This is a genomic window from Nonomuraea monospora, from assembly GCF_039531895.1.
GTDB lineage: Bacteria > Actinomycetota > Actinomycetes > Streptosporangiales > Streptosporangiaceae > Nonomuraea > Nonomuraea monospora.
The window spans coordinates 27391-51567 of sequence record NZ_BAAAQX010000044.1; the positions used below are offsets into that span (position 1 = coordinate 27391).

Here is a 24177-nt window from a genome sequence, read left to right on the forward strand (position 1 = left end):
CGGCGGGCGGCGGGGGTGAGGGTTCTCGTCGTCGAGGACTTCGAGGTCCTCGCCCGCTCCGTCGGGAAGGGGCTGCGCCGGGAGGGCATGGCCGTGGACGTCGTCCTGGACGGGACCGCCGCCCTCGGCCGCCTGGCCGCCGTCCGCTACGACGTGGTGATCCTCGACCGCGACCTGCCCGGCGTCCACGGGGACGAGATCTGCCGGCGGCTGGCCCACGGCCGCTGTGAGACCCGCGTCCTGATGCTCACCGCCTCCGGCACGATCGAGGACCGCGTCGACGGGCTCGGTCTCGGCGCCGACGACTACCTGCCCAAGCCGTTCGCGTTCGCCGAACTGGTCGCCCGCGTCCGTGCGCTGGCCCGCCGCGCCACCCCGCCCCTACCGCCCACCCTGGCCTGCGGCGACCTCACCCTCGATCCGGCCCGCCGTGTCGCGTCGCGGGCCGGGCGGCGTCTTGAGCTGAGCCCCAGGGAGTTCGCCCTGCTCGAATGCCTGCTCGCCAGGCCCGGCCTGGTCATCTCCGCCGAGGAACTGCTCGAACGGGTCTGGGACGAGGCCGCCGATCCGTTCAGCAGTGCCGTCAAGCACACCGTGCACCGGTTGCGGGCCAAGCTCGGCGACCCGCCCGTGATCGAGACCATCCGTGAAGGCGGCTACCGCATCGGGCTGTCATGACCTCCCAGCGGCTCGCCAGAAGATCTCTGCAGACGCGGCTCGCGCTCGCCTACGCGGCGGGCTTCTACGCCGCCGGGCTCTTCGTGCTCGTCCTCGTCGCCGTCCCGCTCGCCGACATCGATGCGGCCGTCCCCAAGGGCCGCCCCTCAGCGGGCGCGATCACCCACACCGGGCCCGGGATCGGCCTGCCCCAGCTCCTCGCCGGCTCCGCCGTCGCGCTGATCGTCCTGATTCCCGTCGCGCTGGCTCTGGGCTGGTTCGTCGCGGGCCGGTTCCTGCGCCCGCTGCGCGCCATCACCGCCACCGCCAGAACCATCTCTTCCGGCGACCTCCACCGGCGCCTCGACCTCGGCGAGCCCGCGGACGAGCTGACCGAGCTCGGCCACACCCTCGACGACCTGTTCGCCCGCCTCCAAGCCTCCTTCGACGCCCAGCGCCACTTCGTCGCCAACGCCTCCCACGAGCTGCGCACCCCTCTCGCCGGCCTGCGCACCCTCCTCGAAGTCACCCTGGCCGACCCGGACGCCGACGCCGACGCCCTGCGCGCGGCCTGCCAGGAAGCCCTCGCCCTGGGCGCACACCAGGAGCGGCTCGTCGAAGCGTTGCTCACGCTGGCCACCAGCGACCGCGGCGTCACCCGCTGGGACAGCTTCGACCTCGCCGGCGTCGTCGAAGAAGTGCTTGCCACGCGCCGCGGCCCAGCGACAGAGGCAGGCGTCGGCCTCATCGAACACCTGACGCCCGCAACCATCGCCGGCGACGCGAAACTGATCGAAAGCCTCGTCGCCAACCTCGTCGACAACGCCATCCGCCACAACCATGCGGGCGGGCACGTGGAGATCACTACGCGGGCGTCCGGCACGCAGGCTCTCCTCACGGTCACCAACAGCGGGCCCGTCATCCCCGACGGCCAGCTCCAGCGCCTCCTCCATCCCTTCCAGAAACTGGCGCCCGATCGTCACGGCCGGCACCGTGGCTATGGCCTCGGTCTCGCCATCGTCCATGCCGTCACGCAGGCTCACCACGCCACCCTCACCACCAGCGCCCGCCCGGAGGGCGGCTTGTCCATCAGCGTGCGGTTCGCGCATCCGACCTAGCACCGAATGGCGGCGTACGGGAAGCGCGAACCGAACCACCAGTGCCTGGAACCGTCCAAGTGCTGATGCACCCCGAAAGTGACATCATCTCGGCCTGAGCTATGACCTTGCGGTATGGGAGGGCGAGCGCCCCGCCAACGACCAAGAAGCCGGAGAAAGGCATTCCGCCCTCTATGACCAGTACATCGACACGGACATGGAGACTCCGCCTACCCCGCTGATCGCAGGATTCGTGCAGCGCCTTCTGCAGCGCTGGCCAGACCTTCCCATGGTGTACAGCCGTGCGGAGGAGGCTTCGGCGTACGCGGTCCAGGTCGCGACCGAACTCGGTCTGCACTGCTACGACCCTCAGCAGGACCGCCTCCGGATCTCCTGAACGCTACATCGAGGCAAGTGAAGCGGTCGAGGACCCGGTGACCATCGAGGTCAGCGTCACGTCCGCTCTGGAGCTGGCGGGTCGGATCACCGGGCGCAAGCTCGACGCGACATGTCCTCCCAGATCGCCCCAGCAGTCGCGCTACCGAGGCTGCGCCAACTGGTTGGGGGCCACCGTCCCGGCCAGCAGGCCATGGGGGTCGGTGATGATGGGCAGTCGTCCCACCGTTTCCTGGTCGAGCAGGCCCACCTGCGCGAGTACGGAGGCCTGGTCCCAGTAGATGCGCTCGCTGGCGATGGACGTCCCTTCGAAGCCCACGATCGCGATCCCCGGGACGCGCACCTGCCTGCCGGTCGCGGGCACGCCGGGCAGGATCCACGGGATCTCGATGTCATGGGTGAAGGTGATCATCATCTCGTCGACGATGCTCGCATCCCCGACCGTACGGCTGAGCGACTCGATGGACATGTCGGCCGCGTTCCGGCCCACGAACCACTGCCGGTAGAAGTCGCGTACGCCGTCGAATCCGGCACCTCCCATGCCGGTCGGCACGTGCATCACGCTCGGGTTGCCCGTCATCGTGCGCATCGTGGCCGCCACGTCGCGAGTGACGAACTCGGCCGAGGTGTGCTCGTCCCACATGCGTTCCATTGCTTGGCGATCTGCCATCTGTCCTCATCCTCCGGTCCGGTGGTCGAGCGCTCTTGATCTCATCCCATCTCATGATCGGCGGAAGCGACACCCGGATGACGTGTCAGCGGCTTCACCGCTCAGAAATCCTTCGCCACGTCGTCAGTTCTGGTACCTCCCTCACTATCCGCGGAAGGATTGACCACCATGACCGACGCCAGAGTGCCGGGCGGCGACGAGGCCGCGTTCATCGCGGCGGCCCGTTCGAACGACGCGGCACAGTTCGCCCTCATCACCGAGCGCTACCGCCGTGACCTGCAGGTCCACTGCTACCGGATGCTCGCGCACTACGAGGACGCCCAGGACATGACGCAGGAGACGTTCCTGCGGGTGTGGAACAAGCGGGAGTCGTTCAAGGGCCACGCGACGCTGCGCACCTGGCTGTACCGGATTGCGACGAACGCCTGCCTCGACTTCCTGGAGAAGCGCAACGACCGCACACCCGTGCCCGCCGAGCTGCCGGGCGCGGGCTCGGAGGTGCACTACCTGCAGCCCTACCCGGACCGGATGCTTCCGGAGGACCCGCAGGAATCGGTGGTGGCGCGGGAGACGGTCGAGCTGGCGTTCATCGTCGCCGTCCAGCACCTGCCGCCGCGGCAGCGGGCGGTGTTCATCCTGCGCGACGTCCTCGGCTGGCCGGCGCCGAAAGCCGCCGACGTCCTCGAACTGACCGTCGCCTCGGTGACCAGCGCACTGCAGCGGGCGCGCGTGACGATGCGCGAGCAACTGCCCGACCGGCGCCTGGACTGGCGGAGCCCCGCCACGCACGAGCTGTCGGAGGACGAGCGCGGCGTGGTGAAGTCGTACATCGACGCCCATGAGCGCAACGACCTCGACAAGCTGACGGCCCTGCTGCGCGAGGACCTGCGCTTCACGATGCTGCCCGACCCGGGCGCCCTGGTCGTCACGGCCAAGGACGCGGTGGACGGCTGGGTCTCCAGCGGGCTCTTCCAGCGCGGCTACGACGACTGGCGCTGCGTCGCCACGACGGTCAACCTCATGCCCGCCGCCGTGCTGTACCGCCGCACCCCCGGCGACCAGGAACACCGGTTGTTCAACATCGCGGTCCTGCACATCGCGGACGGGAAGATCGCGGAGCTCACCGGGTTCGACGCCACCGGCAAGCCGTGGCTGAGCCTGCCCGCGACGCTGGGAGCAGACACGTCCCACTCGTGAGCGCCCCGACCCCGCCGGCGTCGCCGGCGGGGCGGTCAACGGCTCATTCGGAACGCGAGGGAGGAGGTTTCCTCATCGTCTCGTCTCGTATCGGGCCATCACCACGCCGCCGGGGAAGGTCCGCGTCTCGACCAGGCTCAGCTTCACCCAGTTGTCCAGCGCGGTGAAGAACGGCGTGCCGCCGCCCACCAGGACCGGATGGGTGACCACCACGTACTCGTCGATCAGCCCGGCCCGCATGGCCGCCCCGGCGAGTGTCGCGCCGCAGATGTCCAGCGGGCCGCCGTCCTCGGCCTTGAGCCGGGCGATCTCGGTGACCGCGTCGCCGGTGACCAGGCGGGTGTTCCAGTCGACCTTGTCGAGCGTCGATGAGAACACCACCTTGGGCATGTCCCGCCAGAGGCGCGCGTACGCGATCTCCGCCTGGGTGGCGCCGGGCCGCTGGTCGCCGGTCGGCCAGTGGGAGCTCATCGCCTCCCACAGCTTGCGCCCGTACAGCGTCAGCTCGCTCGCGCCCATCTGCTCGTACCACCACTGGAACAGCTCGCCGCTCGGCGAGGAGTCCGGTCCGTCCCCTCCGCTCCAGCCGATGTCGTCGCCGGGCGCGGCGATGTAGCCGTCCAGGGTCGCGTTCATGCCGAAGATCAGTTTCCGCATCGTGCCGGCCTTTCGTGAGTCGATCGACATATGTACAGACGGACGCGGTGCGGAAACCTAATCGGAGCGCGAGCCCGATGCGGGCCGGCGGGACCGGCCGCTACGGTGGGACGCGTTCGACCTCGAAAGCGGAATCATCGCGCCGGGAGCCGGCATGACGCGTACCACGCCCCCGCGGCCGGCCGACGTCACGGCGGTCCTGCCGCGACTGGCGCCGCTGGCTCGCACGGCGACCCGGTTGCACCCCCGCCCCGGATCGCCGTCCGCCCGCGACAGCTCGGTGGGCGGCGCGCTGTTGTGGCCGGCCGCCGAGCCGTGGCCGCACTGCGACGGCCCTCATGAACTGGCCGGGGTGAACCCGGCCATGCCCCTGCCGGACGTGAGGCGGGGACGACGGATCCGTGCTGCCGCGTACGGCAGGAGCCTGACCGAACAGGAGCGGGAGGCCCTCGCCCGGATCCGTCCCGCGCGGAGCGGTCCGATGACGGAGCCGCCGGTTCCTCAGCCGTACGGCGGTTCGATGGCGATGCTGCCGGTCGCGCAGCTGTACGTGCGTGATGTGCCCGGTCTTCGTGCGCCCGAGGGGACGGACGTCCTGCAGATCCTGTGGTGCCCCTTCGATCACCCTCCGGAGCAGTACATGCCCAGGACCGCGCTGTTCTGGCGGTCCGCGGCTGAGGTCGTCGACGTCCTGAGCACGCCCCCTGAGCCGCCGGCGGTGCAGTTCGACGGCTACGTGCCCGAGCCGTGCCTGATCGACCCGGAGCAGGTCACCGAGTACCCCGATCTCATGGAGTTGAGTGAGGAGTCGCAGGAGCGGCTGGCGGACTGGAACGCGTGGCAGGCCGCGGGCGCTGCTCCGGACGGCTCCTACGCGCCCGCCCCGCAGGAGTTCTACGGCGACGCGTTGTCGGTCGCTCCCGGCTGGAAGGTCGGCGGCTGGGCTTCCTGGGGCCTCACCGACCCTGTTCCTCAGCACTGTCGAGTTTGCGGCGCCCCCATGGCGCCGCTGCTGACCATCGCCACGGGCGAGTGGGACGACAGCAAACAGAGCTGGATCCCGTACGAGGACCGAACCGCCGGCCACGGCCACCCGACAGCAGTCCAGATCGGCCGCGGCTACAGCCAGCAGCTCTACGTCTGCCCGACGACACCGGAGCATCCGCACTCCGAGCTGATGCAGTAGCCAGGCTGCCACCCCGAGCGGCTCAGGACGTGGACCGGCCGGCAGGAGCTGTCAGCGACGGCTCACCCTCTGCCCGGACGCCCGCCGCCGGTCGGCCCGCCGTCAGCCACAGGCCGGTGAACACGGCGCAGACCAGCGTCACCGCGCCCGCCACGAGAAAGGCGCTGTTGAGACCGGCCGCGAAGGAAGCGCCACCGGACTCCCGCGTGTGCACGATCGCCCCGAGCACCGCCACGCCGAGCACCGCGCCGATCTGCCGGGTGGTGCTGCTGACGCCCGAGGCCAAGCCGCCCTCCTGCGGGCTGACCGCCTGGATGGCGGCCCCGGTCAGCGGTGACATGGTCAGGGCGAACCCGACGCCGACGACCGCCAGCCGCCACCACACGTTCCCGTAGCCGGTGTCGGCGTGGACGAAGCCCAGCGCCAGCAGCCCCGCCCCGGCCAGTGCCAGGCCGATGCCGGTGACGACGCGGAAGCCGTACCTGGCCGCCAGCCGGCCCGCGTACGGGCTGACGATCACCATGGCCAGCGATGTGGGCAGTGTCCGCAGCCCGGCGACCAGGATCGAGGTGTTCTGGACGTAGACGAAGAACTGGGAGAAGAAGAACGACGACCCCATCAGCGCGAACCCGACCACGACCATCGCCGTGTTGGACACCGTGAACAACCGCCGGCGAAACAGCCGCAGCGGCAGCATCGGCGTCGGCACCCGTCCCTCGACCACGACGAACGCGGCCAGCAGCGCCAGCCCGGCGGCGAAGCTGCCCAGGATCACCGGCGAGGTCCAGCCGCGGGAGCCGCCCTCGATGAGGCCATAGGTCACGGCGCCCACGCCCGCCGCGGACAGGAGCGTGCCGGGAACGTCGATCGGCGGCGCGCCCGGGTTGCGCGACTCCCTCAGCACGCGCAGCCCGGCCAGCAGCAGGACCACCCCGATGGGCACGTTGACCAGGAAGATGGCGGGCCAGCCGAAGGCCTCCACCAGGATCCCGCCCGCCAGCGGCCCGGCGGCCAGGCCGAGGCCGCTGAACCCGGCCCACAGCCCGATCGCCCGGACGCGCTCGCCCGGTGCGGGATACGCGGCGGTGAGCAGCGCCAGCGACGCGGGGCTCAGCGCGGCGGCCCCGACGCCCTGCAGCACCCGCCCGGCGATCAGCCAGCCGATCGAGGGCGCGAGCGCGCACACCACCGACGCGGCCGTGAACACCACCACCCCGGCCAGGAACACCCGCTTGCGGCCGAACCGGTCGGCGAAGACGCCGCCCGACAGCAGCAGCATGGCCACCAGCAGCACGTAGGCGTCGACGATCCACTGCAGGCCGGTCAGCCCGGTGTGCAGCCGCTCCTGCATGTCGGGCAGGGCCGCGCCGACGATCGTGTTGTCGAGCAACACCATGAACTGACCTGCGCAGGCCAGGGTGAGCAACGCTCTCACGTACACCTCTTCCTAAAAGCAGTCATTGACTGCGTTTAGGACGACTATAACGCAAGCCGCAACTGCTTTAAGGTGGGAGCATGGAAGAGCAGGAGCGGGCCAGACGACCCGGCGGGCGCAGCGCCCGGGTCCGCGCGGCCGTGCACCAGGCCGTCACCGAGCTGGTCGGCGAACGCGGCTACGGCAACTTCACCATCGGCGACATCGCGGCCCGCGCGGGCGTGGCCGACACCAGCCTCTACCGCCGATGGGGCAACCTCCAGGCCCTGCTCAGCGACGTGCTGCTGGCCCGGCTCAACAAGCAGTCGCCGATGCCCGACACCGGCAGCCTGGCCGGCGACCTGCGCACCTACGCCGCCGCCGTGGCCCGCGAGGTCACCGGACCCGACGGCCTGGCGCTGGTGCGGCTGGCCGTCGCGCTGTCAGGCGAGGGCCGGCAGGGGCTTCAGGCGCGTGACGCGCTGCTGGCCGATCGGCGCAGGCAGTTGCAGGCCATGCTGGATCGTGCTCGCGACCGTGGTGAGGAGCCGCCCGACGCGCTGGAGGTGCTGGATCATGTGCTGGCGCCGATCTACATGCGCGTCCTGTTCGACGCGGGCCCGCTGACCCCTGAATATCTCGACGGGTTGGTCGATCGATTGTGATCCAGGGCCTCTGGCGGCGGCCGGTACGCGTCAGGACACCTGTCAGGAGCCGCCCAGGTGCCGGGCGAAGAATCGGATCGAGCTGTCGATCTCGAACGACGGGACGCGGAAGTGGCCGCCGGGGTTGGCGTGCAGGGTCTTCTCGGCGGAGCCGAGCGCGTCGAACAGCTTCATGACCGAGTCACGCGGATTGCCTTCATCGTCCCACTGCAGCAGGAACTCGACCGGGACCGTGATCCGCGCCGCGGCGTCGATGAGCCACTCGCTTCCGATGAGGCCGAGGACGGCGGCGCCGATCCGGGGTTCGGCCGCGACGAGGCGGACGCCCATCTCGCCGCCCTGGGACAGGCCGTAGTACCCGACGGGACGGCTGTCACCGACGGAGTCCAGCTTCCGGAGCGCATCAAGGGCGGTCTGCCAGTCGGGGATGAGCTGCGCCGCCACGGTCTCGTTGAGGGCGGGCCACTCCGGGCTGAGCCAGAAGGGCTCGCCCGCGGCCTCTCGTTCCTGGATGCTCGCGACGAGCCGCCGGACCTCCGGGTGCTCCGGCCTGTCGCCGGTGCCCGGCGCGTCGATCGCGGCGACCGCGAAGCCGCAGGAGGTGACGTAGGGGAAGGCCCGGGAGACGACCTCCCAGCCCTTCTTGTGCGAGCCGCCGCCGTGCCCGATCAGGACCAGCGGACGGGGACCCGAGCCCTCGGCGGGCGTCCAGAGCACCCCCGGGATGTCTCCGATGGTGAAGAGCCGTTCGCGGATGCCGTCAGAGAACGTCTCCGAGGTGATGCGCATGGCGGTATTACATCGGCCTTCCCGCTGACGCGGCGAGTCATTTTGTTCGGGCCGGCGATGGTGATGCCCGCCGCCGAGCTTCCAGCCGGTCCGTCCGCGCGGCTGCGTGCCGGGCCACCGCGGCGGCGCCCGTCCCGGCCAGGACGAAGAGGGCGGCCAGGCCGAGCCAGCCGCCGGTGCCGTGCTGGAGTGCCGTGGTGGCCAGGATCGGGGAGAGCATCGCGGCGATCGCGTACCCGGCCTGGCTGAGGCCCTGGTAGGCGCCGGCGCTGCGCTGGTCGGCCAGCTCGAAGGCCATGCCCCAGCCGCCCGCCTCGCCCAGGATCTCGCCCAGCGTGTGGGCGGACGCGGCCAGGACGAGCAGGGCACAGGCGACGATCGCGCTTCCGTAGCCGGCCAGGGCGTACAGGCCGCAGGCGATCGCCAGCAGCCACGACGCGCGCCTGACCGTGAGCCCGGCCTTGCGCACGTCGTCGGTGCCGCGCGAGGCGCGCACCTGGAGCGCGGCCACGGCCACGGTGTTGAGGACGAGCAGCACGGACACGATGGCGACGGGCGCGCCGGTGGTGGCCACCCAGAGCGGCATCCCGACGGTCAGCAGGCCGAAGTGCATGGCCACCACGGCGTTGCACGCCACGCTCGCGACGTACGTACGATCTCTGAGCGGCGAAGGACCGCCGGGTTCGGCGCGCTCCCGGACGGCGGTCATCCTGGCGGCGAGCTCGGGCACCCGGCGCCCGAGCGCGGCCAGCGGCACGGCGGCCACCACCAGCAGGACGCCGGCGGCGAGCATCGCCACCCGGTACGCCGCCGCGGTGCCGATCAGGAGCGCCACGGCGGCGGCTCCCGTGCCCAGGCCGATGAAGACGTTCGTGACCACGCGCATCCGGGCCCGGACCTGGACCCGCTCGGGGCCGAGGTACCAGCGGGCCAGCATCGCCTGCTTCGACGAGGAGCCCACCGAACGCATGATCACGGCCAGGCAGGCGATCAGGGTGAACGCGACGGCGTCCGAGACGAACGAGTAGGCGAGCAGCGCCACCCCGTTGAGCGCCGTCGCCACCGTCTGGACGCGGTGCGCGCCGACCCGATCGGCCAGCCACCCTCCCCCGTACGCGGCCAGCACCCCGGTGGCGCCCGCGATGCCCAGCCCGAGCCCCACCGTCGTCACGCCGAGGCCGATGACGAACGTGAAGTACAGGGTGCTGACGGCGTAGAAGACGCCGCTGGAGAGCGCGAACGCCATCGTGCTCAGGGTGAGCGCGCGGGCGACGCGGTCCGAAGGGAGGAAGGTCTGAATCACGGGGAACTTTATCCCCTGATAAGGCCTTTGCCGCCAATTGATGTAGCGTATGGCTTCATGCCGGGGCTGATTGAGTACGAGCTCGCGGGGATGGACGTGGCGGACGTCCGCTTCGCCATCTCGCCGCTCAACGAGCTCACGCTGTCGTTGCGGACGTTCCGCGACCCCGGGCGCTATCCCGTGCACCTGCCCTGGCTGCGCCGCACCGAGCAGGCCCGATCCACGCTGGACGTGCCCCTCCTCCTGGCGCTCACCAACGACGACATGTGGACGCCCGACTACCTGTCGCCCCGGCCCCACGCCCCGCTCACCCGCATCGACGACGAACTCGCCGCCGTCGCCCGCGTCCCCGCCGACCGGGTGCTCGCCGACCTGCGCGCCCTCCACCCCCGCCTCCCCGAACCGCTGCGCGGCGACCCGTCGGCCCGCATCCTGGACGCGCTGCGCGAGTACTGGCGCACCTGCTTCGCGCCCTGGTGGCCCAGGATGCGCGCGGTCCTGCAAGCCGACGTGGTCCACCGCGGCCAGGTCATCTCGGCTCACGGCCTGGCCGCGATGTTCGCCGACCTCAACGAGCGCGTCCAGTTGCGGGACGGGGTCGTCCGCGCGCGCCTCATCAGCGACACCCGCTACCGGCGCTCCACCAGCGGTGAAGGCCTCACCCTGGTCCCGACCCTCTTCAGCCGGGCCGCCACCATCCCCATCTCGCCGTCCGAACCGCCTGTGATCATGTACGGGACCCGGGGCGCCGGCACGCTCTGGCAGGCGGAGTCCCGCCCGTCCCCGGCCGTGCTGACGGACCTGCTGGGCGCCACCCGGGCGGGCCTGCTCACCATGCTGGAGACCCCCGCCTCATCGACCGAACTCGCCGGCCGCCTGGGGGTCACCACATCGGCCGTCAACCAGCATCTCCGCACCCTCCGCGCCGCCGGCCTGCTCGCCGGCGCCCGCCACGGCCGCTCGGTCCTGTACCTGCGGTCGGAACTGGGCGACGCGCTGGTCGCCGGGTCGGGCCTGCGGGGCGATCGCCTGCCTCCGGCACCGCCCCGGATGCCGCTGTAGCGCGGGCCCGGGAGCTGTGTCTTTCGGCGGACGCCGAAACACTCTTACCGTGCCACGGCCGCACGCCGATGCTGGGATCCGCGACGAGCAGGAGAGGTGACCGCCATGCGCGTAACCCGTAGCAGAAAGCTCCGCCATGCCGCAGTGGCAGCCCTGATGTTGATCGGGGGCCCTGCCATGATGGCCGCCCCGGCAGCGGCAGTCCCACCGGCTAACCCGCTCTACCTGATCAACGGACTTTCCAACAAGTGCCTGGGCATCAACTCCGGGAGCAAGGACATCGGCGCCCTCGCGATGCAGTGGCAGTGCGCCTACCAACCCATCTCGGACCAGGGCTGGTGGCTCTTCCAGATCGGCTCGCGGGCCAACGCCTACCAGATCCTCAACCAGAACAGCTTCCTCTGCCTGGGCATCGATCGGGCCAGTGTGGCCAACGGCGCACTCGCCATTCAGGCGGAATGCAACGCGCAGACCTACAACAACCAGACGTGGCTGGAGGAGTCCCTGGGCGGAAATCGCGTCCAGTTCCGCAACTACAAGAGCGGAAGATGTCTGGGCATCAGCGCCGGCAGCAACGCCAACGGCGCGCTGGCCATGCAATGGGACTGCGCGAACAGGGCGTACTCGGACCAGGCGTGGATCTACGACTCCGTGTAGTGACACCGGAGCGCCGGGCCGTTGCCGCACCGGCCCGGCGCTCCCCAGGCGTGTCAGGCGGGCGCGTACCCCGCGGGGCGCGTGGTGAACGTCCCCCGCCCCTGCGTACGGCTACGCAGCCGGGTCGCGTACCCGAACACCTCGGCCAGCGGCACCACCGCGGTGATCACCACCGCGCCGGCCCGCGCCTTGGAGCCCGAGATGCGCCCGCGCCGCGCCGACAGGTCGCCCAGCACCCCGCCGGCCATCTCGTCGGGCACGGTCACCGTCACCTCCACCACCGGCTCCAGCAGCACCATCGCGCACCGGCGCAGCGCCTCGCGCAGCGTCAGCCGCCCGGCGGCGCGGAACGCCATCTCCGAGGAGTCCTTGACGTGCGTGGCCCCGTCGGTCAGCGTGACGCGCAGCCCGGTCACCGGATGGCCGCCGAGCGGCCCGTCGGACAGCGCTTCCCGGCAGCCGGCCTCGACCGCCCGCACGTACTCGCGCGGCACCCGGCCGCCGGTCACCGTGGAGACGAAGGCGAAGCCCTCGGCCAGCGGTTCGACGTCGATCACCACGTGGGCGAACTGCCCGGCGCCGCCGTCCTGCTTGACGTGCCGGTACAGCAGCCCTGACACGCCTCGGCCGACCGTCTCCCTGAGCGCGACCTGCGGCCGGCCGACGCTCACGGCCAGCCGGTGCTCGCGCCGCAGCTTCTCCGCCGCCACCTCCAGATGCAGCTCGCCCATCCCGGACAGCACGGTCTGTCCGGTCTCGGCGTCGGTGCGCACGGCCAGGGAGGGGTCCTCCTCCGCCAGCCGGGCCAGCGCCGCCGCCAGCCGGTCGCCGTCGGTGCCGCGGCGCGCCTCGACGGCCACGGACACCACCGGCTCGGTCGCGCCCGGCGGCTCCAGCAGCAGCGGGGCGTCCGGCGCGCACAGCGTCGTGCCCGTGCGGGCCGCCTTCGGCCCGACCACGGCGACGATGTCGCCGGCCGCCGCCTGGTCCGTCTCGGCGTGCCGGTCGGCCTGCACGCGCAGGATCCGCGCGATCCGCTCGGTCCGTCCCGTGCCCGCGTCCAGCACCGTCTCTCCCTTCCGCATCGTGCCTGAATAGATCCGCAGGTACGTCAGCCGCCCGGTCGGCGTCGCGTTCACCTTGAACGCCAGCGCGGCCAGCGGCGCCTCGGGATCGGCCGGGCGCCGCTGCCCGTCCTGGCCGCGCACGGCGGGCACGTCCAGCGGCGAGGGCAGATACCGGACGGCGGCGTCCAGCAGCGGCTCGATCCCGCGGTCCCGGTAGGCCGAGCCGCACAGCACCACCACGCCCGCGCCGCTACCGGTCAGCTCGCGCAGCGCCGCCACCAGCGTCGCCTCGGACACCGACGGCTCGGCGCAGAACTCCTCCAGCGCGCCGGGATGCAGCTCGGCCACGGCCTCCTCCAGCGTCCGGCGCCGCCGCCTCGCCTCCTCCAGCAGCTCCCCTGGCACCGGGCCGGTCTCCAGGACGCCGTCGTCCCAGGTCAGGGCCCGCATGGCGAGCAGGTCGACGACGCCGGCGAAGCCGTCCTCGCGTCCGATCGGAAGCTGCACGACCAGCGGCGCGGGATGCAGCGTGCGGCGGATCGACTCGACCGCCGCGTCGAGGTCGGCGCCCGCGCGGTCCAGCTTGTTGACGAACGCGATGCGCGGGACCCCGTGCCGGTCGGCGCGCCGCCACACCGACTCGCTCTGCGGCTCCACCCCGGCCACGCCGTCGAACACCGCGATCGCGCCGTCGAGCACCCGCAGGGAACGCTCCACCTCGTCGGAGAAGTCGACGTGGCCGGGGGTGTCGATCAGGTTGATCCGGTGCCCGTCCCAGTCGCAGCTCACCGCGGCGGCGAAGATGGTGATGCCGCGGTCGCGCTCCTGGGGGTCGAAGTCGGTGACGGTCGTGCCGTCGTGCACCTCACCGCGCTTGTAGGTGGCGCCGGTCAGGTAGAGCATCCGCTCCGTGACGGTGGTCTTGCCGGCGTCGACGTGGGCGAGGATGCCGAGGTTCCGGATGTTGTGCAGGACGTTGACGACGTGAGCACGCATGGCTCATGGGCCCCTTCGGGGGACGGGATCTGGACAGGACAGCGCGATCAGGCGGCCTGTGAAAGCCCAGAGAAAGGTCTGGTCAGGGCAGCAACCAGTGACGGCCGCGCAGCCGGCACCGGGTTCCCGAAGACACCAGGATCACCTCGTAACGCGACAGGGGGACGGCGCTGTGGTCGCACATGGCCGGCTCCCTCCCTGGGTCACGTCTTGGGTGTCGGTTGGTGAGTGTAGCGAGGACGGGTGAGGCACGGGAAACGATTTTTTTCCCGGCATCCCCCCACCATCACCGGCGCCCGAACCACTGGCGGGCGGCTCGTTCGAACGCTTCGGGGTCAGGGTCGTGATCACTCGTCCAGGCGACGATGCCGTCGGGCCGCACCAGCACGGCACCCGTCCCGAGGTCGTCCTGAGCCGGTCCAGCCGCATACCGCATCCGGCTCTCCCAGGCCTTCGCCGGGCCGCGAAGACGTCCGCCGGGGCTGAAGCCGAGCGCGACGCCTCGTCCGTCCTGGTGATGGCCTCAGCGGGGACGAAGTGACGGTATGAGCGCGGCGATGGCGTCCAGGATGCGGCCGAGGTCGTGCCGGAACCGCTCCTCGGGAGAGAGGTGGGCCGTGCGGGACTCCAGGATCGACCGGTTGAACAGGGGAAAGGCGCCGGATTCGACGACCTGGCGGACGTACGGCCCCATGTAGTCCCGCTTCCAGCGCTCGGAGTCCAGGCCGGTGCGGCGGGACTCCTCCAGCCAGCCGATCTCGCGGCGGATCGCGCTGTGCAGGTGGTCGTCGAGCATGGTGACCAGGCCGGTGACGTCGTCGATGCCGAGCCCGAGGCCGTCGAGGGCGCCGAGGGCGAACTCGTGCACGCGCAGCAGGTGGGGGCCCAGCGTGGGGCGGGAGGTGAGCAGGGTGATCAGCCACGGATGGCGCAGTCCCGTGGCGCGCACCTGCCGGGCCAGCAGCGTCAGGTCGGCCCGCCAGTCACCGGACGGGCCTGCGGGCAGTCCGACCTCGCTCATCGCCAGGTCGATCATGAGGTCGAACAGGTCGTCGCGGCGGGGCACGTAGCGGTAGAGCGACATGGCGCCGGTGCCCAGCTCTGCGGCGATCCGCCGCATGGTGGCGGCCTCCACCCCTTCGGCGTCGGCGATCCGGACGGCCGTGCGGGTGATCTGCTCGCGGCTGTAGCCGGGTCGCCGTCCCGGGCCTGAGCGTTCCTGCTGCTCCGGCTGCATCCAGATGCTGACGGGTTCCTCGTCGGCCATGCACGCCCCTTCCGGTCATTTGCGTACATGGTACCTGAATGGTTATGGTCCATTTCTCGTACGTGGTACGCGAAATGGGGGACGGCCCCATCGTGACCCTACGACCACCACCCCTGCACCGCATGGAGAGGCCTGATCATGACTTTGACCGGAAAGACGGCACTGGTGACCGGCGGCAGCCGGGGCATCGGCCGCGCCATCGCCACCCGGCTGGCCCGCGAAGGCGCCCGCGTCGCCGTCCACTACGGCACCAACCACGCCGCCGCCAAGGACACCGTCGCCGCCATCGAAGCGGACGGCGGGCGGGCGTTCGCCGTCCAGGCCGAGCTGGGCGCGCCCGGCGACGCCGAAACCCTGTGGACCGCCTTCGACGCGCACGCCGACGGGCTGGACATCCTGGTCAACAACGCGGGCGTCCTAGGCGGCCAGACCGAGATCGACGGCGTCACCCGGGAGGCGTTCGAGCGCCTGCTCGCGGTCAACACCACCGCCCCGTTCCTCATCACCCAGCAGGCCCTGCCGCGGCTGCGCGACGGCGGACGGATCATCACCGTCGGCACCATGCTGACCCGGGGAGCGGCCATGCCCAGAGCGATCGGCTACGCCATGTCCAAGGCCGCGCTCGACGTCATGACCGTCGCCCTGGCCAAGCAGCTCGGGCCGCGCGGCATCACGGTCAACCTCGTGGCGCCCGGCGTCATCGACACCGACATGCACCAAGGGCGCCTGGTCGGCGAGGCCCTGGCCTGGCTGTCGTCCCAGACGCCCCTCGGCCGGCTGGGCACACCGGCCGACGTGGCCGACGCCGTCGCCTTCCTCGCCTCCAGCGACAGCCGCTACATCACCGGGCACCGGCTCGACGTCTCGGGCGGGACGACCATGTAGGGGCGCGGAGCCCTCCCGGCCGGGGCGGTCACCATGGCGAGCCACAGCCCCCGCCGCCCGCGGCCGGGCGCGGTGTGGCCGCCGTGTTGATGATCCATAAACTTGGACGTGTGAGTGACGCCAGGGTCAGTGAGTGGACGCAACTGGGTGAGCTGGACGAACCGGCCGGGTTCCTGAAAGTCCGTGGCCGACGGTACCGCTACCCCGACGGCAACGAGGACGTGTGGGACATCCTCGTGGGCGGCTCGACCGTCGCCGTCGTCGCCCTGACCGGCGACGAGCAGGTGGTGCTGGCCCGGCAGTACCGGCCGGGGCCCGGGCGGGTGCTGCTGGAGCTGCCGGGCGGAAACGCCGGCGGCGACGAGCCGGTCGAGGTCGCGGCGGCCCGGGAGCTGCTGGAGGAGACCGGCTACGAGGCCGCGACGCTGGAGGTCGTCATGCGGACCTTCCTGTCGTCGTACGCCTCGCACCGCCGCCACGCCGTCCTGGCCCGGGGGTGCCGCAAGGTCGCCGAGCCGAGGCTGGACGACGCCGAGTTCATCGAGACCGTGCTGATGCCGGTCGGCGCGTTCGTCCGGCACGTGCTCAGCGGGCAGATGACCGACACCGACGCAGCCTTCGCGGGGCTGGCCGCCGCCGGATACCTGAAGCCCGCCGTCTGACCGTTACGCGCGCGGTCACGAGGAGGTGCCGCGCATCACGCCTCCCGCCCGTACCGGGGACTCGCCCGCGTCGGCGAGGGCGGCGCGTGCCCGCTGCAGGGCGCTGTTGACGGCCGGGACCGTGGTGCCGAGCTGGGCGGCCACCTCGGCGGCGGTGAATTCCAGCACTTCGCGCAGCGCCTGTCCAGAACTCATCGCGGCACGATGGCCCGACCGCTCCCGGCCGCGCGTGCGTCGGCCGTCACACGTCCCGTCCCGCCCGGAGAGTGGTTCTGCTCCCCACGGGGCACGTATAACGGTCGGAGGAGGGAATGAGGTGGCGATGGACCGTCGCATCTTTGGCCTGGAGAACGAGTACGGCATCACCTGCACCTTCAGGGGGCAACGCAGGCTGTCTCCCGACGAGGTGGCGCGCTACCTCTTCCGGAAGGTGGTGTCCTGGGGCAGATCGAGCAACGTCTTCCTGGGCAACGGCGCACGCCTGTACCTCGACGTCGGCAGCCACCCGGAGTATGCCACTCCCGAGTGTGACAACGTCGTGGAGCTGGTGACGCACGACAAGGCCGGTGAGCGCATCGTGGAGGGCCTGGCCGTCGATGCCGAGCGGCGGCTGCGCGAGGAGGGCATCGCCGGGGACATCTACCTGTTCAAGAACAACACCGACTCGGCCGGCAACTCCTACGGCTGCCACGAGAACTACTGTGTGGGCCGCCACGGGGAGTTCGGGCGGCTGGCGGACGTGCTGATCCCGTTCCTGGTGACCCGGCAGGTCGTGTGCGGGGCCGGGAAGGTGCTGCAGACGCCGCGCGGCGCCGTGTACTGCCTGTCCCAGCGCGCGGAGCACATCTGGGAGGGCGTCTCCAGCGCCACCACGCGAAGCCGTCCCATCATCAACACCCGCGACGAGCCGCACGGCGACGCCGAGCGCTTCCGCCGGCTGCACGTGATCGTAGGCGACTCGAACATGAGCGAGACCACGATGCTGCTCAAGGTCGGCGCCACCGACCTGGTGCTGCGCATGATCGAGGCGGGCGTCGCGATCCGCGACCTGGCGCTGGAGAACCCGATCCGGGCGATCCGCGAGGTGTCCCACGACATGACGGGCCGCCGCAAGGTCCGGCTGGCCAACGGGCGGGAGGCGTCCGCGCTGGACATCCAGCAGGAGTACCTGACCAAGGCGAAGGACTTCGTCGACCGCCGCGGCGGCGACGCCACGGCGCACCGGGTGCTGGACCTGTGGGAGCGTACGCTGCGGGCCGTCGAGACCGGGAACCTCGACCTGGTCTCCCGCGAGATCGACTGGGTGACGAAGTACCAGATGATCGAGCGTTACCGCAGCAAGTACGACCTGCCGCTGTCCTCGCCGCGGGTGGCGCAGCTCGACCTGGCCTACCACGACGTGCACCGCCGGCGGGGGCTGTTCTACCTGCTGCAGCGCAAGGGCCTGGTGGAGCGGGTGACGTCCGACATCAAGATCTTCGAGGCCAAGTCGGTGCCGCCGCAGACCACGCGGGCGCGGCTGCGCGGCGAGTTCGTCCGCAAGGCGCAGGAGAAGCGGCGCGACTTCACGGTCGACTGGGTGCACCTGAAGCTGAACGACCAGGCTCAGCGGACGGTGCTGTGCAAGGACCCGTTCCGGAGTGTGGACGAGCGGGTCGACAGGCTGATCGCCGGCATGTGACCGCGGTGCGGCGCCGGCCGCACGGGCGGCCCCGCGCAGCCGGCACACGCGCGGGTCCGCCGTGGCCGCATGCTCAGGTCCTGCGGTCAGAAGGTGGCGATCGGGTTGACCGGGCTGCCGGACGTGCCCGCGAAGCGGACCGGCGCGACCGAGAGGTGGAAGTCCCACTGGCCGAGCTCGGCGGCCGTCGCCGCGCACGCCTCCAGGTCGCAGTTGTCGAGCATCCACAGCCCCATGGCGACGAGGCTCACGGCGTGCACCGGCATCAGCACGTCGTCGTACCCGGACGGCTGAACGTCCTGCGGGGTGTCGGCGCCGATCAGCGCGACCTGCCGTTCGTGCAGCCACGGCAGGCAGGACGCGTGCCAGCCCGCCTGCGTGAAACCGCCGGCCGCACCGCTCTCGTGCCGGACGCGGCCATGGCCGGTGCGCAGGAGTACCGCGTCGCCGGGTCGTACGCGCACGCCCTGGCGGCGTTCGGCCTCCTCGAGATCGTCGGGGAACACGCCCTCCCCCGGCTCCAGCCACGGCACGTCGCGGACCTTCGCGATGTCCAGCAGGATGCCGCGCGTGACGATCCCGTTGGCCGCCGCCGTGACGGCCGCCCACGCCGATCCCGTGTCGGCGCCGACCAGCGAGTGCGACCGGCCGTTGTACATCTCGCCGTCCCAGAAGATGTGGCACGGCGCGTCGACGTGGGTGATGGTGTTGCCGTGGAAGGTGTAGCCGAGCCGTTCTGTCGAGAAACCCCAGCGCCGGTCGTTGTGGAAGCCGGGCGCCGGCATGTGCTCGGCGCCCGGCATGTCGGCGGCGCACGGGCACGCCGTCGTCGACCGCTCCATCTCCTTCGGTACGGCGATCTCCCACGCGCACGACACGCTCCTGCCGTGACGCACGGCCCGCGCCGCCGCCAGCCGGACGCCGTCGGTGACGTGGTTGAGGGTGCCCAGCTCGTCGTCTTCGCCCCATCGGCCCCAGTTCGACAACGTGTTGAAGTAGTCGAGCACGTCGTCCTGTGTGGGGATCGGTCGCCCTGCCGTCATCTGAGCATCGGCTCCTCCGGTCGCGCGGTTCGAGGCACCGGAGGCGGGGTGTCCCGCCCTTGTGCCCAGGGTCGCTGAGCCGGGATGGTACTAGATCGGCGGCTTGCGGACGTAGGGCGCTACCGGTTCTTGATCTGGCCGCGCTCGATGACCCACCTCAGGTTCGACGAAGGGTTGGAGCAGTCGCGGAACAGGTAGGCGGGCACCCGTCCGCTGGAGTTGTCGCCGCCGCTGTCGAGGCAGTAGCCGGTGGCCACGTTCTTGATCTGGCCGCGCTCGATGACCCACCTCAGGTTGGGCGAAGGGTTGGAGCAGTCACCGAACAAGTAGGCGGGCACCCGTCCGCTGGAGTTGTCGCCGCCGCTGTCGAGGCAGTAGCCGGTGGCCACGTTCTTGATCTGGCCGCGCTCGATGACCCACCTCAGGTTGGGCGAAGGGTTGGAGCAGTCACCGAACAAGTAGGCGGGCACCCGTCCGGCGGAGTTGTCGCCGCCGCTGTCCAGGCAGTAGCCGGTGGCCGCCGCGGCGGGCCCGGCTACGGCGATCAGGCCGATGGCGGCAGGTGTGACCAGCGCCATGGCGAGGGCGGAGAGCTTGATGGGGGACATGAGTGCTCCTTCGAACCCGAGATCCCTGCGTCGCGCCCAGGGGTCTGGGCCGACGTCCCCTCAGTATGCACGTAGAGTAATTAATTGACTACCGTCAGCTGGGAATGCGTTGAGGGGCCCGCCGACGGCATCGCGCCCGGGGTCATGTCAGGTCGCGGAGGGCGGCGGCGAGCCGGGCTGACCGTCTTGCCCGCCCGGCAGCGGAAGGCCCCGCGAGCGCGGGCAGGCCAAGCCTTTGCCCTCAAGCCGCGCCTGCCGGCCACCTGCACGTGCTTACCTGGGACGATGGGCGCAACAAGTTCCTTCGACGATCCCGGGGTCGCCGCCGCGTACGCCAAGTGGCGCGCACGCGACCTGTCCTGGCTGCTGGGCTACCCCTTCCTGTTCCGCGCGCTGGAACCAGGGAGCGACGGCGGCGCAAGGGGCCCGATGCTGGACGTCGGCTGCGGCCACGGCGAGGTGGCGGTGGAGGTGGCCCGCCGCTTCGCGAGCCCGGTGGTGGCGGTGGACGCCTCGCCCGCGATGCTCGAGGTCGCCCGGCGCGAGCACGCCCACCCGTCGGTGACCTACCACCAGGCCGAGGGACGGCGACTCGACTTCCTGGACACGGCCTCCATGGCCGCGGCCTACTCCGCGTTCGTGCTGCTGATGCAGCCGTCACGGGCGGCCATCCAGGCGCTGGCCGACGAGGTCGGCAGGGTGCTGCGGCCCGGCGCGCGGTTCGCCGTCCTGGACATCGACCATTCGCGCTCCACCATCCTGGCCCGGCGGCCCGCCGCCGAGGGCGAACAGATCACGGTCCAGGTGGGCGACACCGAGATCCACGACTACTACTGGCTTCCCGGGACCTACACCGAGATTCTGGAGCGCGCCGGGTTCGCCGATGTCGCCGTCGAATGGCTGACCTGGGAGGGGATCGCCGATCCTGTGCTGTTCTCCTGGCGTGACCGCGCGCCGGGGCCGGTCACCTGCTCCCTGGTCGTCCTCTCAGGCACCCGCCGCTGACGGACCGGCACTGGAGCGTACTGACGAGCGGCTTGCGCGTGCCCCCGGCCCGCATCATCGTCAACGTCGGGGGCCGCGGGCTCTCGGAGGATCGCCCCTGCCAGTTCGATCACCAGGAGAACCGGCATGCCGACACCCAGCTCGGTTCCGCACGCCGCAGAACGGTGACCGCGGTCGTGATCGGCCATTTCATCGAGGTCTTCGGCGTCTCGTTCCTGGCGAGGTCGGCGGGCAGCCTGTTCTTCGGGGTGATGGCCGACCGGGAGGGCCGGCGTACCGCGATGATGACGTCGATCCTGCTCATCGGGCTGGCGACCGCCGGCATCGGCCTGATCCCCACCTACGCGACGGCGGCGCTGCTGTCCCCGGTCCTGCTCGTCCTGTGCAGGCTCCTGCTGGGTTCGCCTCGGGTGGCGTTCCTGATCGCCGCGCCGCCGGCGCTCGTGGGCCTGTGCTTCCGTTTCGGGCTGCGGGAGCCGCCGGCGTACGAGGCCGCGCGGGCGGGGGTGCGCAGCGCCTCGATCGGGACGGCGCTGCGGCGGAGCCGGCGCATGATCTTACGCGTGAGCTGCGTCCGTCGCCGGTGCGGGTCCGGCACCCGCTGACGGCCGGCGACACCGATGAGACGTCGTGGCCGCGCGGCATGCGCAGGACGGTCGCGGCCGAGGGGTGACGGCCCTTCTTCTTGCCGCTGGTGATGACGAGCCGGGCGGCGATGTCGCGCAGGCTGAGGTCCTGGTCGCGTAGGTGCAGGGCCATGGAGAGCATGTTCTCGTCGGTGACGGCGGCGCCGCCGATGGCCTTGCCGCGGGCGCGGGCGGATTCGTGGCCTTCCAGGGTGCGGTCGCGGATGTACTCGCGTTCCATCCCCGACAGGGCGGCGAGCACGGTGAACACCACGCCCGAGGGGTCGTGGGAGCCCTGCAGCTCGCCGGTGAGGAACTCCAGGCCGACGTCGACCGCCTTCAGTTGCTCGGCGAGGGCGGCCAGGTCGAGGCCGCGGCCGAGCCGCTTGTGCTCGTGCACCACGAGGGTGACCGCCACGCCCGCCGCGCGCGGTTCCCGGGCCAGGGTGACGGCCTGCCGAGCCCGGGTCGGACGGTGGCGCGGGTGGAGATCTTCTCGGCGAAGACACGGGTGACGCCGGCGGCCTTGAGCACGTCGAGCTGGGTGTCCAGGGACTGGCGGACGGTGGAGGCGCGGGCGTACCCGATCCGCGCGTGTCCGGCCGGTGCGGCAGGGTGACCGGGCGGGGGCGGCGCAGGAGGTCATCGGGCAGGCTGCCGCGCGCTTGCCTCCTCAGCGCCAAAGGCTCGGAGGCAGGTTCGAGCGCTCGGTCACCCCGGTGTGGGGCCTGGTGGGCGGCCCGCCCGCCGAACGCCCGACAGCCGCCGTCGAGGAGGATCGCGCCCAGGGCCTGATCATCGATTGAGCCGGCACTCGTGATGCTCGCACTCCCGAAAGCCGCAGCCGAGCACGCCGAATAGAGAACCGCCGGAAAATTGGTGTGAAGAAAACCCGCGGAGCGGCGAACACTGGGCGACCGTTGCCTTCGGAAGGATGCCATGACTGCCCCACCTGACGCCAAGGACGTGCTGGAGGACGTCACCGTGGTCGAGCAGTCGCTGGACGATCCCGAGGTGTTCGCCCTCCTGTACGACCGGTACTTCACCGAGATCTACCGGTACCTGGCCGCCCGGCTCGGCAGCGAGCACGCCGAGGATCTGGTCTCGGACGCTTTCCTGCTCGCGTTCAACGGCAGGGCGGGCTTCGATGCGCGGCGGGGCACCGTACGGTCGTGGTTGTTCGGGATCGCCACGAACGTCGTGGCCCGGCACCGCCGCAGTGAGGGCCGCCGGCTGAACGCGCTGAGCAAGATCGCGGCCGTGGAGTCCACGGACGGCCACGAGGACGGGGTGACCTCGCGGCTCGCGGCGCTGGCCAGCCGGCCGAAGCTCGTACGAGGGCTGAAGGGGCTGGCGATGGGTGATCGTGACGCGGTGTTCCTGCTGGTGTTCGGCGGGCTGGGCTATGAGGAGATCGCCACGGCCCTGGGCATACCGGTGGGGACCGTCGGGTCCCGGATCAACAGGGCACGAAAGAAGCTGCGCAAGGCGCTGGGCGACGTCAACCCGATCGGGGAGTGGTGATGGACGAGCTGAAGCTGATCGAGGCCGTGTTCGCGGAGCCCGGGCCGACGCCGGAGACGGCGGCGAAGGGGCGTGAACGATTCCTCCGCGAGGCGCGCGCGTCACGGGAGGTCCGGCAGCGCCGCAGGTGGCTCGCCGCGCTACCGGTTCGGCGGGTCGTCCTGGTCGGCGCCATGTCGGTGGTGCTCGCCGGTGGCATCATCGTCGCCCAGGTGGGCCTGGGCGGTTCCGACCCGGGCACCTCCGGCCACCACCCGTTCGCCGCTCCTCCCGCCGACGCCAAGGCGCTGCTCTCCCTGGCCGCCCAAGCCGCCGCCGGCCGGTCGGACACGGTGCCGGTGCGCGGCCAGTACGTCCACACCAAGATGCTGTCCCAGAACAGCCTGTACACCAAGGACAAGTCGGGCCGCACGCTCTACACCAAGGTGCTGGTCAGCGAGGAGCGGTGGGAGGCCGCCGACGCGGGCAAGCCGTGGCTGAGCCGCACGCAGAAGCTGTCGGCCACGGGACCGGCACCGCGCGAGTACTGGGACCGCGGCGTCGAGGACATCGTGTCCGAGCCGGGAACCTGTCCCGGCCAGCCGGCCTACGCGCGGCTGGCCGCCTGGCCGACCGACCCGGCGCAGGTCCGCGCGAAGATCGTCGCTGAGGTGGGCGAGGAGCCGCTGCGCATCTGGCGTTCCCTGCAGAGCCTGGTGATCGAGTCCGTGGTACGGCCCAGCCTGGGCGCCGCGCTGTACCAGGTGGCGGCCGGACTGGACGGCATCGTGCTCATCGGCGACGCCGTGGACGCCGCCGGCCGCCCCGGCCTGGCCGTGGCCATGCACGAGGGCGACGGCACCCGCTCCGAGCTGATCTTCGACCGGAACACCTACCACTACCTGGGCGAGCGCACCGTGAACACCAGGGACCGCACGGTGAAGGTACGCGCCGGCGGCGAGTTCATCGAGAAGAAGGGCGCGGCGACCGGCACCGCCGTGCTCGCCGTCGATCTCGCCGCCGGCCTGCCCGAGGTGTCGCCGAAGGCGTCCCGCATGAAGATCCCCTGCTGAGACTTTCCCGC

The 24177-nt window shown here is 71.4% G+C and carries 25 protein-coding genes and 3 pseudogenes; 15 read left to right on the plus strand and 13 right to left on the minus strand.

Features of this window, described 5'->3' with window-relative positions; translation table 11 throughout:
* Positions 1 to 15 precede the first annotated feature (15 nt).
* The gene (locus ABD331_RS50715) at positions 16 to 678 is read left to right on the plus strand and encodes a response regulator transcription factor (RefSeq protein ID WP_344493100.1); all 663 of its coding nucleotides are present in this window, start codon (positions 16 to 18) and stop codon (positions 676 to 678) included.
* On the plus strand, positions 675 to 1775 hold the full coding sequence (locus tag ABD331_RS50720) for a sensor histidine kinase (protein ID WP_344492956.1): 1101 nt from the start codon (positions 675 to 677) through the stop codon (positions 1773 to 1775). The genes ABD331_RS50715 and ABD331_RS50720 overlap by 4 nt, the downstream gene beginning before the upstream one ends.
* A 517-nt stretch (positions 1776 to 2292) precedes the next feature.
* Here ABD331_RS50720 and ABD331_RS50725 read toward each other — a convergent pair.
* Positions 2293 to 2820, minus strand: a complete 528-nt coding sequence (locus tag ABD331_RS50725) for a nuclear transport factor 2 family protein (RefSeq protein WP_344492958.1) — start codon at positions 2818 to 2820, stop codon at positions 2293 to 2295.
* 168 nt (positions 2821 to 2988) lie between these two features.
* On the opposite strand from ABD331_RS50725, the gene ABD331_RS50730 reads away from it, so the two are divergent.
* Positions 2989 to 4017: an RNA polymerase subunit sigma-70 gene (locus tag ABD331_RS50730; RefSeq protein ID WP_344492960.1), complete on the plus strand. Its 1029-nt coding sequence runs from the start codon at positions 2989 to 2991 to the stop codon at positions 4015 to 4017.
* 72 nt (positions 4018 to 4089) lie between these two features.
* On the opposite strand, the gene ABD331_RS50735 is transcribed toward ABD331_RS50730, so the two are convergent.
* Entirely contained in the window at positions 4090 to 4674 is a 585-nt protein-coding gene (locus ABD331_RS50735; protein WP_344492962.1) for a dihydrofolate reductase family protein, read from the minus strand.
* Between the two features lie 154 nt (positions 4675 to 4828).
* Here ABD331_RS50735 and ABD331_RS50740 point away from each other — a divergent pair, with 154 nt between their 5' ends.
* Entirely contained in the window at positions 4829 to 5860 is a 1032-nt protein-coding gene (locus tag ABD331_RS50740) for a hypothetical protein (protein WP_344492964.1), read from the plus strand.
* 22 nt (positions 5861 to 5882) lie between these two features.
* On the opposite strand, the gene ABD331_RS50745 is transcribed toward ABD331_RS50740, so the two are convergent.
* On the minus strand, positions 5883 to 7295 hold the full coding sequence (locus tag ABD331_RS50745; protein WP_344492966.1) for an MFS transporter: 1413 nt from the start codon (positions 7293 to 7295) through the stop codon (positions 5883 to 5885).
* 80 nt (positions 7296 to 7375) lie between these two features.
* Here ABD331_RS50745 and ABD331_RS50750 point away from each other — a divergent pair, with 80 nt between their 5' ends.
* Positions 7376 to 7939, plus strand: a complete 564-nt coding sequence (locus ABD331_RS50750) for a TetR/AcrR family transcriptional regulator (protein ID WP_344492968.1) — start codon at positions 7376 to 7378, stop codon at positions 7937 to 7939.
* Between the two features lie 42 nt (positions 7940 to 7981).
* Here ABD331_RS50750 and ABD331_RS50755 read toward each other — a convergent pair whose 3' ends face one another.
* The gene (locus ABD331_RS50755; RefSeq protein ID WP_344492970.1) at positions 7982 to 8728 is read right to left on the minus strand and encodes a dienelactone hydrolase family protein; all 747 of its coding nucleotides are present in this window, start codon (positions 8726 to 8728) and stop codon (positions 7982 to 7984) included.
* A 37-nt stretch (positions 8729 to 8765) separates the two neighbouring features.
* Complete coding sequence (locus ABD331_RS50760) at positions 8766 to 10031, minus strand: MFS transporter (RefSeq protein ID WP_344492972.1); 1266 nt, start codon at positions 10029 to 10031, stop codon at positions 8766 to 8768.
* 57 nt (positions 10032 to 10088) lie between these two features.
* On the opposite strand from ABD331_RS50760, the gene ABD331_RS50765 reads away from it, so the two are divergent.
* Positions 10089 to 11093 (plus strand): ArsR/SmtB family transcription factor, encoded by a 1005-nt coding sequence (locus ABD331_RS50765; protein ID WP_344492975.1) that lies wholly within the window; start codon positions 10089 to 10091, stop codon positions 11091 to 11093.
* 105 nt (positions 11094 to 11198) lie between these two features.
* Positions 11199 to 11750: an RICIN domain-containing protein gene (locus ABD331_RS50770; protein ID WP_344492977.1), complete on the plus strand. Its 552-nt coding sequence runs from the start codon at positions 11199 to 11201 to the stop codon at positions 11748 to 11750.
* A gap of 53 nt (positions 11751 to 11803) precedes the next feature.
* On the opposite strand, the gene fusA is transcribed toward ABD331_RS50770, so the two are convergent.
* From fusA to ABD331_RS50785, 3 genes and pseudogenes are all read right to left on the minus strand, one after another.
* Complete coding sequence (gene fusA / locus ABD331_RS50775) at positions 11804 to 13813, minus strand: elongation factor G (protein ID WP_344492979.1); 2010 nt, start codon at positions 13811 to 13813, stop codon at positions 11804 to 11806.
* 286 nt (positions 13814 to 14099) lie between these two features.
* Positions 14100 to 14315, minus strand: a pseudogene (locus tag ABD331_RS50780) (aromatic-ring hydroxylase C-terminal domain-containing protein); the annotation flags it as partial.
* A gap of 21 nt (positions 14316 to 14336) precedes the next feature.
* A complete protein-coding gene (locus ABD331_RS50785; RefSeq protein ID WP_344492981.1) occupies positions 14337 to 15080 on the minus strand; it encodes a TetR/AcrR family transcriptional regulator in 744 nt (247 codons plus the stop codon).
* 138 nt (positions 15081 to 15218) lie between these two features.
* On the opposite strand from ABD331_RS50785, the gene ABD331_RS50790 reads away from it, so the two are divergent.
* Together ABD331_RS50790 and ABD331_RS50795 are read left to right on the plus strand one after the other, a co-directional pair.
* Complete coding sequence (locus ABD331_RS50790) at positions 15219 to 15965, plus strand: SDR family oxidoreductase (protein ID WP_344492982.1); 747 nt, start codon at positions 15219 to 15221, stop codon at positions 15963 to 15965.
* A gap of 110 nt (positions 15966 to 16075) precedes the next feature.
* The gene (locus ABD331_RS50795) at positions 16076 to 16627 is read left to right on the plus strand and encodes an NUDIX hydrolase (RefSeq protein WP_344492983.1); all 552 of its coding nucleotides are present in this window, start codon (positions 16076 to 16078) and stop codon (positions 16625 to 16627) included.
* A gap of 72 nt (positions 16628 to 16699) precedes the next feature.
* Here ABD331_RS50795 and ABD331_RS50800 read toward each other — a convergent pair.
* Positions 16700 to 16804, minus strand: a pseudogene (locus ABD331_RS50800) (sigma factor-like helix-turn-helix DNA-binding protein); the annotation flags it as partial.
* A gap of 145 nt (positions 16805 to 16949) precedes the next feature.
* Between ABD331_RS50800 and pafA the strand changes: the two are divergent.
* A complete protein-coding gene (gene pafA / locus ABD331_RS50805; RefSeq protein ID WP_344492984.1) occupies positions 16950 to 18308 on the plus strand; it encodes a Pup--protein ligase in 1359 nt (452 codons plus the stop codon).
* An 86-nt stretch (positions 18309 to 18394) separates the two neighbouring features.
* On the opposite strand, the gene ABD331_RS50810 is transcribed toward pafA, so the two are convergent.
* Positions 18395 to 19351: a cyclase family protein gene (locus ABD331_RS50810; protein WP_344492986.1), complete on the minus strand. Its 957-nt coding sequence runs from the start codon at positions 19349 to 19351 to the stop codon at positions 18395 to 18397.
* A gap of 119 nt (positions 19352 to 19470) precedes the next feature.
* On the minus strand, positions 19471 to 19959 hold the full coding sequence (locus ABD331_RS50815; RefSeq protein WP_344492988.1) for an RICIN domain-containing protein: 489 nt from the start codon (positions 19957 to 19959) through the stop codon (positions 19471 to 19473).
* A gap of 285 nt (positions 19960 to 20244) precedes the next feature.
* On the opposite strand from ABD331_RS50815, the gene ABD331_RS50820 reads away from it, so the two are divergent.
* Entirely contained in the window at positions 20245 to 20964 is a 720-nt protein-coding gene (locus tag ABD331_RS50820) for a class I SAM-dependent methyltransferase (protein WP_344492990.1), read from the plus strand.
* A gap of 32 nt (positions 20965 to 20996) precedes the next feature.
* Complete coding sequence (locus ABD331_RS50825; RefSeq protein WP_344492992.1) at positions 20997 to 21569, plus strand: MFS transporter; 573 nt, start codon at positions 20997 to 20999, stop codon at positions 21567 to 21569.
* 256 nt (positions 21570 to 21825) lie between these two features.
* On the opposite strand, the pseudogene ABD331_RS61175 reads toward ABD331_RS50825, so the two are convergent.
* Both ABD331_RS61175 and ABD331_RS61180 read right to left on the minus strand, forming a co-directional pair.
* Positions 21826 to 22008 (minus strand): annotated as a pseudogene (locus ABD331_RS61175) (recombinase family protein); the annotation flags it as partial.
* On the minus strand, positions 21930 to 22124 hold the full coding sequence (locus ABD331_RS61180; RefSeq protein WP_425566252.1) for a hypothetical protein: 195 nt from the start codon (positions 22122 to 22124) through the stop codon (positions 21930 to 21932). The gene ABD331_RS61180 and the pseudogene ABD331_RS61175, both read right to left, overlap by 79 nt.
* Before the next feature lie 71 nt (positions 22125 to 22195).
* Between ABD331_RS61180 and ABD331_RS50835 the strand changes: the two genes are divergently transcribed.
* From ABD331_RS50835 to ABD331_RS50845, 3 genes are all read left to right on the plus strand, one after another.
* Positions 22196 to 22396 (plus strand): hypothetical protein, encoded by a 201-nt coding sequence (locus ABD331_RS50835; protein ID WP_344492996.1) that lies wholly within the window; start codon positions 22196 to 22198, stop codon positions 22394 to 22396.
* A 133-nt stretch (positions 22397 to 22529) separates the two neighbouring features.
* On the plus strand, positions 22530 to 23114 hold the full coding sequence (locus ABD331_RS50840) for an RNA polymerase sigma factor (RefSeq protein WP_344492998.1): 585 nt from the start codon (positions 22530 to 22532) through the stop codon (positions 23112 to 23114).
* Positions 23114 to 24166 (plus strand): CU044_5270 family protein, encoded by a 1053-nt coding sequence (locus tag ABD331_RS50845; protein WP_344493000.1) that lies wholly within the window; start codon positions 23114 to 23116, stop codon positions 24164 to 24166. Before ABD331_RS50840 ends, ABD331_RS50845 begins: the two co-directional genes overlap by 1 nt.
* Positions 24167 to 24177 lie beyond the last annotated feature (11 nt).